Genomic DNA, 10,371 nt, shown 5'->3' on the forward strand with positions numbered 1-10,371 from the left:
TGCTCGGCCCGGCGGACTATCTCGCCATCGCCGACGCCTTCGACGCGGTCATCCTTTCCGGCGTCCCGAAGATGGGGCGCGACCAGCGCGACGTCGCCAAGCGGTTCGTCACCCTGATCGACGCGCTCTACGACCGGCGGGTCCGCTTCCTGTGTTCGGCCGAGGCCGAACCGGGGCAGCTCTATCCGGCCGGCGACGGCGCCTTCGAGTTCCAGCGCACCGCCTCCCGGCTCGAGGAGATGCAGTCCGCCGACTATCTCGAGACCGCCGAGCGGCGATAGGGCGGCGCGGGTTGCCAGGGAGGGGGCGAACTCCCTAGGGTGCCTTCCGGACAGGCGAACCGCAGCGGCAGACGGCGGGAGCCCGCACTCGGAGGGGATTGCCCATGACGACCATTCGCATCCGCCGCGCCGCCGCGGCGCTGATCGCCCTTGCGTTGGGCGCCGCCGCGGCCGCGGCGCAGACGCTGCCGGCGCGGGATCTCACCTACGTCATTCCGTTCAATCCGGGCGGCGAGTCCGACGTCACCGCCCGCCTGCAGGAGCCGGTCTACCGGCGCCTCGCCGGCCACGGCTTCGTCATCCAGTACAAGACCGGCGGCGGCGGTGCCGCCGCCTGGGCCCAGCTCAACGGCCTGCCGGCCGACGGCGGCACGGTGATGGGCATCAACACGCCGCACATCTTCCTCCAGCCGATGTCCGGCAAGGCCGGCTACCGGACCGAGGACGTGAACCCGGTCTACATCTTCCAGCTCACCCCGCACGCGCTCGTCGTCGCCGCCGACAGCCCGATCCGCTCGGTCGAGGAGTATGTCGCGGCGGCCAAGGCGAAGCCGGGCGCGATCACGGTCGCCGGCACCGGCACCCATTCCGCCAACCAGGTCGCCCAGCAGACGTTCGACCAGGCGGTCGGCATCCGTACGACCTACGTCCCCTTCACCGGAACGGGCGCCACCGTCACCGCGCTTCTCGGCAAGCAGGTGGCGGCCTTGTGGAACTTCACGACGGTCGGCGTCGAGCAGAAGGGCAAGGTGCGCCTGCTGGCGGTGGCGATGGAGGCGCGGCATCCGCAGTTCCCCGATGTGCCGACCTTCCGGGAGAAGGGGATCGACCTCGTGGACGGCGCCATGCGCGGCGTCGCGGTGCCCGCGGCGACGCCGGACGCCGTCCGCCGCCAGCTTTCCGAACGCTTCCAGCGCATCAACGCCGATCCGGAATTCCGCCAGAAGATGATCGACGGCGGCTATGTCCCGCTCGACATCGGCCATGACCGGCTGCCGGCCTTCATGGCCGAGCAGACGCGCCGCTATGCCGAGGTCGGAAAGCTGCTCGGGCTAGTGAAGTAGGGGCGGGCGGCGCGGCGGCGGCGATGCTGTCCGACCTGCTGGCGGCCTTCACGCCGCTCAACCTGCTGCTGGCGGTCGGCGGCATCGTCGCCGGCACGATCATCGGGGCGCTGCCGGGGCTGACGGCGACGATGGCCGTCGCTGTCCTGACGCCGCTCACCTTCGCCATGGAACCGGCATCGGCGATGATCGCGCTCGGCGCCATCTACACGGGCGCGATCTACGGCGGCTGCTACTCGGCGATCCTCATCAACACGCCCGGCACGCCGTCGGCGATCGCCACCACCTTCGACGGCTATCCGATGGCGCGCCGGGGCGACGCCGACCTCGCCCTGACGCTCGCCAACCTCGCCTCGGTGATTGGCGGGCTGGTCGGCGCGCTGGCGCTCTTCGCCCTGGCGCCGCCGCTCGCCGAGGTCGCGCTCGCCTTCGGGCCGGTCGAGTATTTCTGGCTTGCCGTCCTCGGGCTGACGCTGATCGCGTCCTTGTCCGAAGGCAGCCTGCTCAAGGGGCTGATCGGCGGCTGCGTCGGCCTGTCGATCGCCATGGTCGGCACCGCCGTCGTCGGCGGCGACGTCCGCTTCACCTTCGGCGTGGCCGGCCTCCTGGGCGGCGTCAACGTCGTGGCGGCGCTGATCGGCCTCTTCTGCATCCCCGTCGTCGTCGACCTCGTCGCCCATCCCGGCGCGCACATGGAGATGGCGGAAAGCGGCCGCGGCTACCGCATGGCGGAAGCGCTGGCCGAGGTGCGGCGCGGCGGCTGGAACCTCGCGCGCAGTTCCGCCATCGGCACCTTCGTCGGCGCGCTCCCGGCGGCCGGTGGCGCGGTCGCCGCCCTCATCGCCTATGCCGAGGCGCGCCGCTCGTCGCCCCGGCCCGAGCGGTTCGGCAAGGGCGCGCCGCAGGGGGTGCTGGCCTGCGAGTCGGCGAACAACGCCACGGTCGGCGGCGGCTTCATTCCGACGCTGGTGCTGGGTATCCCGGGAACGCCGCCGGACGCGATCATCCTCGGGGCCCTCCTCGTCCATGGCGTGCGCACCGGCCCCAACCTGTTCCAGGAGCAGAGCGCCATCGTCTACACCTTCATGGCCGGCCTCCTGGTCTCGACCCTGCTGATGCTGCCGCTCGGCCTCCTCCTCGGCCGCTATGCCTACCGCTCGATCATCGCCGTGCCGAAGACGCTGCTCGCGCCGACGATCCTGCTGATGACGATCCTCGGGACCTACGCGATCCAGGGCAGCCAGGACGACGTCGTCGTCATGCTGGTGCTGGGCGTGGCCGGGTGGCTGCTCGGCCGGGCCGGCTTCGCCGCCGCTCCGATCGTGCTCGGCGTGGTCCTGGGCGGGATCTGCGAGCAGGGCTTCGTGCAGGGCTGGCTCATCGGCGGCGCCCAGGAGGATCTGCTGGGCATGTTCTTCGGCCGCCCGATCTCGCTCGCCATCCTGGCGGTGATCGCCCTGACGCTGCTCTATCCCGTGCTCGCGCCGCGCCTCTGGCGCGTCCGGGCGGAGGCTTGAGCAATGCGCGCCGACCATCCGCCCGCCCGCGACTGGTCCGGGCTCGCCGGCGCCGCCGCGGCGGCGCTGCTCGGGGCCTGGATGCTGCGCGAGGCGGCCGGATTCAGCGATCTCGCTGCGGTCTTTCCGCGCACCATCGCCATCGTCATGATCGCCGCCGCCGGCCTGCTGGCCGTGCGGATCCTGGTCTGGCCGTCGGTGCGCAGGGCGGCCGAGGGCGGCTCGGCGCGGCGCCGCCTCGCCCTGGTGGCGGTCGCCGCCCTCTGGGTCGGCGCCATTCCGCTCGCCGGGTTCCTGGCGGCGAGCCTGGCGGGCTTCTTCGCCGCCATGCTGGTCGCCCGGTTCGAGGTCTGGACGGCGCGGCGGGCGGCTATCGACCTGGCGGCGGGGGCAGCACTGGTGGTCGGGTTCTACCTGCTCTTCGAGGCCGGGCTGGGCGTGCCGCTGCCCCGCGGCTGGCTCGGCTGACCCGGCGGCGGGGCCGCCGCCGCCGATCCAAGCACGGCTTGCAGGTGCCCGGCATTCGCGCTAACAAGCCGCCCGTCCGGGTGCCGCCCCCCTGTCGGCGCCCCCTTTCATCACGAATCGGCCCGCCTGCCGGGCCTTCCAGCCGCTGGTGAGGAACCCTCATGGCTCGCGGAAAGATCGCTCGCAACAAGATCGCCCTGGTCGGCGCCGGCAATATCGGCGGCACGCTCGCGCTGCTGGCGGGGCTGAAGGAACTGGGCGACGTCGTCCTCTTCGACGTCGTCGACGGCGTGCCGCAGGGCAAGGCGCTCGACATCGCCCAGGCGAGCCCGGTCGAGGGCTTCGACGCCACCTTCGCCGGCGGCTCGGACTATTCCGCGATCGCCGGCGCCGACGTCGTCATCGTCACGGCCGGCGTCGCCCGCAAGCCGGGCATGAGCCGCGACGACCTCATCGGCATCAACACCAAGGTGATGAACCAGGTCGGTGCCGGCATCAAGGCGCATTGCCCGAACGCCTTCGTCATCTGCATCACCAACCCGCTCGACGCCATGGTGTGGGTGCTGCGCGAGGCCTGCGGCCTGCCGCACAACCGCGTCGTCGGCATGGCCGGCGTGCTGGATTCGGCGCGCTTCCGCTATTTCCTGGCCGAGGAGTTCAAGGTCTCGGTCGAGGACGTGACGGCCTTCGTGCTGGGCGGCCACGGCGACACCATGGTCCCGCTGGTGCGCTACTCGGCCGTCGCCGGCATCCCGGTGCCGGACCTCGTCCGCATGGGCTGGTCGACGCAGGAGAAGATCGACCAGATCGTGCAGCGCACCCGCGACGGCGGGGCGGAGATCGTCGGCCTGCTCAAGACCGGCTCGGCCTTCTATGCGCCGGCCTCCTCGGCGATCCAGATGGCCGAGAGCTACCTCAAGGACAAGCGTCGCCTGCTGCCCTGCGCCGCCTGGCTGTCCGGCCAGTACGGCGTCAACGACCTCTATGTCGGCGTGCCGGTGATCATCGGCGGCGACGGCGTCGAGAAGGTGGTCGAGATCGCGCTGACCGCCGAGGAGAAGGCGATGTTCGACAAGTCCGTCGGCGCCGTGAAGGGCCTGATCGACGTCACGCGCGGGCTGATGCAGGGGTGACGGCGCGCGCCGCCCGCGCGTTGCGGTGCAACAGAAACTTGTTAGAGTGGCGGCCACGCATCGCCCCGCGCTTCCGGCGGGGCGATGTCGCTTGCGGGCGACCGCCGGGCGGTCGCCCGGCGCGTCCTCCCCGATCCTCGATTGGCCCGACACTCGACTGAACGGAACGGTCCCGCGATGAACGTCCACGAGTACCAAGCGAAGGCGCTGCTGAAGAAGTATGGCGTGCCGGTGCCGAAGGGCCAGGTCGCATACACCGAGGACGAGGCGGCGGGCGCCGCCGAGGCCCTGGGCGGGCCGGTCTGGGTCGTCAAGGCGCAGATCCACGCCGGCGGCCGCGGCAAGGGCGGCGGCGTCAAGGTGGTGAAGTCGCTGGACGGCGTCCGGGCCGAGACCCGCCGCATGATCGGCATGAACCTCGTGACCCACCAGACCGGGCCGGAAGGCCGCGAGGTCAAGCGGGTCTACATCGAGGAAGGCTGCGACATCGCCCGCGAGCTCTATCTCGGCCTGCTCATCGACCGCGCCACCCAGCGCATCACGGTCATGGCCTCGACCGAGGGCGGGATGGAGATCGAGGAGGTGGCGGCGGCCACGCCCGAGAAGATCCTGAAGGTCGCCGTCGACCCGGCGACCGGCTTCCAGCCCTTCCACGCCCGCAAGCTCGCCTTCGGGCTCGGGCTGCAGGGCAAGCAGGTTTCGGCGGCGGTGAAGTTCATCTCCGCCCTCTACGACGCCTTCGTCGCCCTCGACGCCAGCATCGTCGAGGTCAATCCCCTCGTGGTCACCGGCGCGGGCGAACTCGTCGCCCTCGATGCCAAGATGAACTTCGACGACAACGCCCTCTACCGCCAGAAGGAGGTCGAGGCGCTGCGCGACGAGGACGAGGAGGACCCCTACGAGCTCGAGGCCGGCAAGCACGGCCTCAACTACGTCAAGCTCGACGGCAACATCGGCTGCATGGTCAACGGCGCCGGCCTCGCCATGGCGACCATGGACATCATCAAGCTCTATGGCGGGATGCCGGCCAACTTCCTCGACGTCGGCGGCGGCGCCACCAAGGAGCGCGTCACCACCGCCTTCAAGCTGATCCTGTCGGATGCCAACGTCGAGGGCATCCTCGTCAACATCTTCGGCGGCATCATGCGCTGCGACGTCATCGCCGAGGGCGTGGTGGCGGCGGCCCGGGAGGTCAGCCTGCACGTCCCTCTCGTGGTCCGGCTCGAGGGGACGAACGTCGACCTCGGCAAGAAGATCCTGAAGCAGTCCGGTCTCGCGATCACCTCGGCGGACAATCTCGCCGATGCCGCGGAAAAGATCGTCAAAGCGGTGAAGGAGGCGGCCTGATGTCGATCCTGGTCAATTCCGCCACCAAGGTCATCTGCCAGGGCTTCACCGGCGCCCAGGGGACCTTCCATTCCGAGCAGGCGATCGCCTACGGCACGAAGATGGTCGGCGGCGTCACGCCGGGCAAGGGCGGTAGCCGCCACCTCGACCTGCCGGTCTTCGACACGGTGGCCGCGGCGGTCGCCGAGACCGGCGCCAACGCCTCCGTCATCTACGTGCCGCCGCCGTTCGCGGCCGACGCCATCCTGGAGGCGGCCGACGCCGGCCTGCCGCTCGTCATCTGCATCACCGAGGGCATCCCGGTCATCGACATGGTGCGGGTGAAGCGCGGGCTCAGCGGCTCCGGCACCCGCCTCATCGGGCCGAACTGCCCCGGCGTCATCACCCCCGACGAATGCAAGATCGGCATCATGCCGGGGCATATCCACCTGCGCGGCAAGGTCGGCATCGTCTCGCGGTCGGGCACGCTGACCTACGAGGCGGTGGCGCAGACGACGGCGGCCGGCCTCGGCCAGTCGACCTGCGTCGGCATCGGCGGCGACCCGGTCAACGGCACCAACTTCGTCGAGGTCCTGGAGATGTTCCTGGCCGACGACGAGACCGAGGCGATCATCATGATCGGCGAGATCGGCGGCTCGGCCGAGGAGGACGGCGCGGCGCTGCTGAAGTCGTCGCGGGTCAAGAAGCCGGTCGTCGGCTTCATCGCCGGCGTGACCGCGCCGCCCGGCCGGCGCATGGGCCATGCCGGGGCGATCATCTCCGGCGGCAAGGGTGGCGCCGGAGACAAGATGGAGGCCATGCGGTCGGCCGGCATCACCGTCGCGGACTCCCCGGCAGCCCTCGGAACCACCATGTTGAAGGTCCTGAAAGGTTGAGCCCTGCCGGCACCCCCCGGCCGGCACCTGGAGACAACGATCCGTGAGCGTCCATCAAAGCACCTTCCTCAGCGGCGCCAACGCGCCGTTCATCGCCGAGCTGTACGAGCGGTTCCTGGAGAATCCGTCCTCGGTCGAACCGAGCTGGGCCCAGTTCTTCCGCGGCCTGCAAGATGACGGCGCGGCCGTCGCCCGGGAATTGCGGGGGGCATCCTGGGCGCCGCGGGCGGGCGGCATCATCGCCCACGTCAACGGCGTCGCCGCGGCGACCGCGGCGGCGGCCGCCGCCGGGCACATCCGACCGCCGATCGCCGCCGGCGAGGATGCCGGGCGCAAGGCGATCCAGGCGTCGATCCGGGCCCTGATGCTGATCCGCGCCTATCGCGTGCGCGGCCACCTGATCGCCGCTCTCGACCCGCTCGGGATCGAGAAGCGCCCGGTCCATGCCGACCTCGACCCGGCGAGCTACGGCTTCGACGAGGACGATCTCGACCTGCCGATCTACATCGACCGGGTGCTCGGCCGCGAGACGGCGACGCTGCGCGAGATCGTGCAGCTCCTGCAGGACACCTACTGCCAGAGCATCGGCGTCGAGTTCATGCACATCTCGGACCCGGAGCAGCGGATCTGGATCCAGGAGCGCATCGAGGGCGAGCGCAACCACACCGACTTCACGGTCGAAGGCAAGCGCGCGATCCTGGAGCGGCTGACCGCCGCCGAGACCTTCGAGCGCTTCTCCGACCGGCGCTACACCGGCACCAAGCGGTTCGGCCTGGAGGGCGGCGAAAGCCTGATCCCGGCGCTGGAGCAGATCGTCAAGCGCGGCGGCCAGCTCGGCGTCCGCGAACTGGTCCTCGGCATGCCGCACCGCGGCCGCCTCAACGTGCTCGCCAACTTCATGGGCAAGCCGTTCTCGGCCATCTTCTCGGAATTCCAGGGCAACTCGGCCAATCCCGACGACGTCCAGGGCTCGGGCGACGTCAAGTACCACATGGGCACCTCGGCCGACCGCGAGTTCGACGGCAACGTCGTCCACCTGTCGCTCTCGGCCAACCCCTCCCATCTCGAGGCGGTCAACCCGGTGACGCTCGGCAAGGTGCGGGCCAAGCAGCGCCAGCGCGGCGACGTCGAGAAGAACCAGGTCGTCGGCCTGCTGATGCACGGCGACGCGGCGTTCGCCGGCCAGGGCGTGGTCGCCGAGACGCTGATGCTGTCCGAACTGCGCGGCTATCGCACCGGCGGCACCATCAACGTCGTCGTCAACAACCAGATCGGCTTCACCACGGCGCCGGCCTACGCCCGGTCGGGCCCCTACTGCACCGATGTCGCGAAGATGGTCGGGGCGCCGATCTTCCACGTCAACGGCGACGATCCGGAGGCGGTGGTCCACGTCGCCCGCGTCGCCACCGAGTTCCGCCAGCGCTTCAAGCGCGACGTCGTCATCGACATGGTCTGCTACCGCCGGCACGGCCACAACGAGAGCGACGAGCCCGCCTTCACCCAGCCCGCCATGTATCGCCAGATCGGGCGCCTGCCGACCACCCGGCAGATCTATGCCGAGCGGCTGGCGCGCGAGGGCGTGCTCCGGGACGGCGAGGCGGAGGGCATGGTCGACCGCTTCATGACCATGCTCGACGCGGAGTTCGACGCCGCCAAGAGCTACAAGCCGAACAAGGCCGACTGGCTGGAAGGCGCCTGGACCGGCCTCGGCACCGCCACCCCGGACGACCGGCGCGGCGAGACCGCGGTCGCCGAGGACCTGCTGCGCCGGGTCGGGGCGGCCCTGACCGCGGTGCCGGAGGGCTTCGACCTCAACCGCAAGATCGCCCGCCAGCTCGACGCCAAGAAGAAGATGCTGGAGACCGGCGAGGGCATCGACTGGGCGACCGGCGAGGCACTCGCCTTCGGCACGCTGTGCGCCGAGGGCACGCCCGTGCGCCTGTCCGGCCAGGATGTCGGCCGCGGCACCTTCTCGCAGCGCCACGCGGTGCTGGTCGACCAGAAGAACGAGACGCGCTACGTGCCGCTGTCGAACGTCGCGCCGGCGCAGGCGTCGTTCGAGGTCTGGGACAGCCCCCTCTCGGAGGAGGCGGTGCTCGGCTTCGAGTATGGCTTCACGCTGGCCGACCCGCAGGGACTGGTCCTGTGGGAGGCGCAGTTCGGCGACTTCGCCAACGGCGCGCAGGTCATCATCGACCAGTTCATCTGCTCGGGCGAGAGCAAGTGGCTGCGCATGTCGGGCCTCGTCATGCTGCTGCCGCACGGCTACGAGGGGCAGGGGCCCGAGCATTCCTCGGCCCGGCTCGAGCGCTACCTCCAGCTCTGCGCCGAGGACAACATGCAGGTCACGAACCTGACGACCCCGGCCAACTACTTCCACGCGCTCCGGCGCCAGATGCGCCGCAGCTTCCGCAAGCCGCTCGTCATCATGACGCCGAAGTCGCTGCTGCGGCACAAGCGGGCGGTCTCGAAGCTGTCCGAGTTCGGGCCCGGCAGCTCGTTCCACCGCGTGCTGTGGGACGATGCCGACCTCGGCCAGTCGAAGAAGCTGGTCGCCGACGGCAAGATCCGGCGCGTCGTGCTGTGCAGCGGCAAGGTCTATTACGACCTGCTCGAGGCGCGCGAGGCGAAGGGGATCGACGACGTCTATCTCCTGCGCGTCGAGCAGCTCTACCCCTTCCCCGACGAGACGCTGGCCCTCGAGCTGAAGCGGTTCCCGAAGGCCGAGGTGGTGTGGTGCCAGGAGGAGCCGCGCAACATGGGCGCCTGGCACTTCGTCGACCGCCGCATCGAGGAGGTCCTGGCGGCCGTCGGCGGCAAGGCGAAGCGCCCGACCTATGTCGGCCGGGCGGATTCGGCCTCGACCGCGACCGGCCTCCTGCGCCGGCACAACGCGGAGCAGGACGAACTCGTCACCGCGGCCCTCACCATCTGACGAGCGGACCGCACGGAGCAAAGGACGACCATGGCGACCGAAATCAAAGTCCCCGCGCTCGGCGAATCGGTGACCGAAGCCACGGTGGCGCGCTGGCTGAAGAAGGCGGGCGAGGCCGTGAAGCAGGACGAGCCGCTGGTCGAGCTCGAGACCGACAAGGTGACGCTCGAGGTCAACGCCTCGGCGGCCGGCGTGCTGACCGAGATCGTGCAGCCGGAGGGGGCGACGGTCGAGGTCGGCGCCCTCCTCGGCACGATCGACGCGGCGGGCTCGCCGGCCAAGCCCGCGCCGGCCAGGGCCGAGGCGGCGAAGCCGGCCGCCGCCGCGCCCGTCGCGGCCGCCAAGGCCGAGGTCGCGGCCTCGCCGGCGGCGCGCAAGATGATCGCCGACCAGGGCCTGGAGGCGGGCACCATCGCCGCCACCGGCAAGGGTGGCCGCGTCACCAAGGAGGACGTGGTCAACTTCGTCGAGGCGAAGCCGGCGGCCGCGCCCGCCGCCCCGGCCCCGAGCGTGGCGCCTGCCGCCGCGCCCGCGCCGCGCCGCGAGGCGGGCCCGCGCGAGGAGCGCGTGCGCATGTCGCGCCTGCGCCGGCGCATCGCCGAGCGCCTCAAGGACGCGCAGAACACGGCCGCCATCCTGACGACCTTCAACGAGGTCGACATGTCGCGGGTGATCGCCGTGCGCGAGCGCCATCGCGACGCCTTCGAGAAGAAGCACGGCGTCAAGCTCGGCTTCATGTCCTTCTTCGTGA

The 10,371-nt window shown here is 70.9% G+C and carries 9 protein-coding genes; all 9 read left to right on the forward strand.

What is annotated here, in order from left to right:
• Window positions 1-281 (forward strand): AFG1/ZapE family ATPase (gene zapE, locus ACE3Q3_RS20720; RefSeq protein WP_374449145.1); only part of this gene is annotated, 281 nt, incomplete at its 5' end.
• A gap of 104 nt (window positions 282-385) precedes the next feature.
• Complete coding sequence (locus tag ACE3Q3_RS20725; RefSeq protein WP_374449146.1) at window positions 386-1,345, forward strand: tripartite tricarboxylate transporter substrate binding protein; 960 nt, start codon at window positions 386-388, stop codon at window positions 1,343-1,345.
• A gap of 23 nt (window positions 1,346-1,368) precedes the next feature.
• The gene (locus tag ACE3Q3_RS20730; RefSeq protein WP_374449147.1) at window positions 1,369-2,862 is read left to right on the forward strand and encodes a tripartite tricarboxylate transporter permease; all 1,494 of its coding nucleotides are present in this window, start codon (window positions 1,369-1,371) and stop codon (window positions 2,860-2,862) included.
• 3 nt (window positions 2,863-2,865) lie between these two features.
• Complete coding sequence (locus tag ACE3Q3_RS20735) at window positions 2,866-3,330, forward strand: tripartite tricarboxylate transporter TctB family protein (RefSeq protein ID WP_374449148.1); 465 nt, start codon at window positions 2,866-2,868, stop codon at window positions 3,328-3,330.
• Window positions 3,331-3,506: 176 nt separating this feature from the next.
• Window positions 3,507-4,463, forward strand: coding sequence for a malate dehydrogenase (gene mdh, locus ACE3Q3_RS20740; protein WP_374449153.1), 957 nt, complete (start codon window positions 3,507-3,509; stop codon window positions 4,461-4,463).
• A 177-nt stretch (window positions 4,464-4,640) separates the two neighbouring features.
• Entirely contained in the window at window positions 4,641-5,810 is a 1,170-nt protein-coding gene (gene sucC / locus ACE3Q3_RS20745; RefSeq protein ID WP_374449149.1) for an ADP-forming succinate--CoA ligase subunit beta, read from the forward strand.
• Window positions 5,810-6,685 carry a succinate--CoA ligase subunit alpha gene (gene sucD, locus ACE3Q3_RS20750; RefSeq protein ID WP_374449150.1) on the forward strand — a complete coding sequence of 292 codons (876 nt, stop codon included), beginning with the start codon at window positions 5,810-5,812 and terminating at the stop codon, window positions 6,683-6,685. The genes sucC and sucD overlap by 1 nt, the downstream gene beginning before the upstream one ends.
• Before the next feature lie 43 nt (window positions 6,686-6,728).
• Complete coding sequence (locus ACE3Q3_RS20755) at window positions 6,729-9,620, forward strand: 2-oxoglutarate dehydrogenase E1 component (RefSeq protein WP_374449151.1); 2,892 nt, start codon at window positions 6,729-6,731, stop codon at window positions 9,618-9,620.
• A 30-nt stretch (window positions 9,621-9,650) separates the two neighbouring features.
• Window positions 9,651-10,371, forward strand: a 721-nt coding sequence (locus ACE3Q3_RS20760) for a biotin/lipoyl-containing protein (RefSeq protein WP_374449152.1), incomplete at its 3' end; no start/stop codon positions are given.

The organism is Allostella sp., assembly GCF_041913585.1.
Taxonomy (GTDB): Bacteria; Pseudomonadota; Alphaproteobacteria; order ATCC43930; family Allostellaceae; genus Allostella.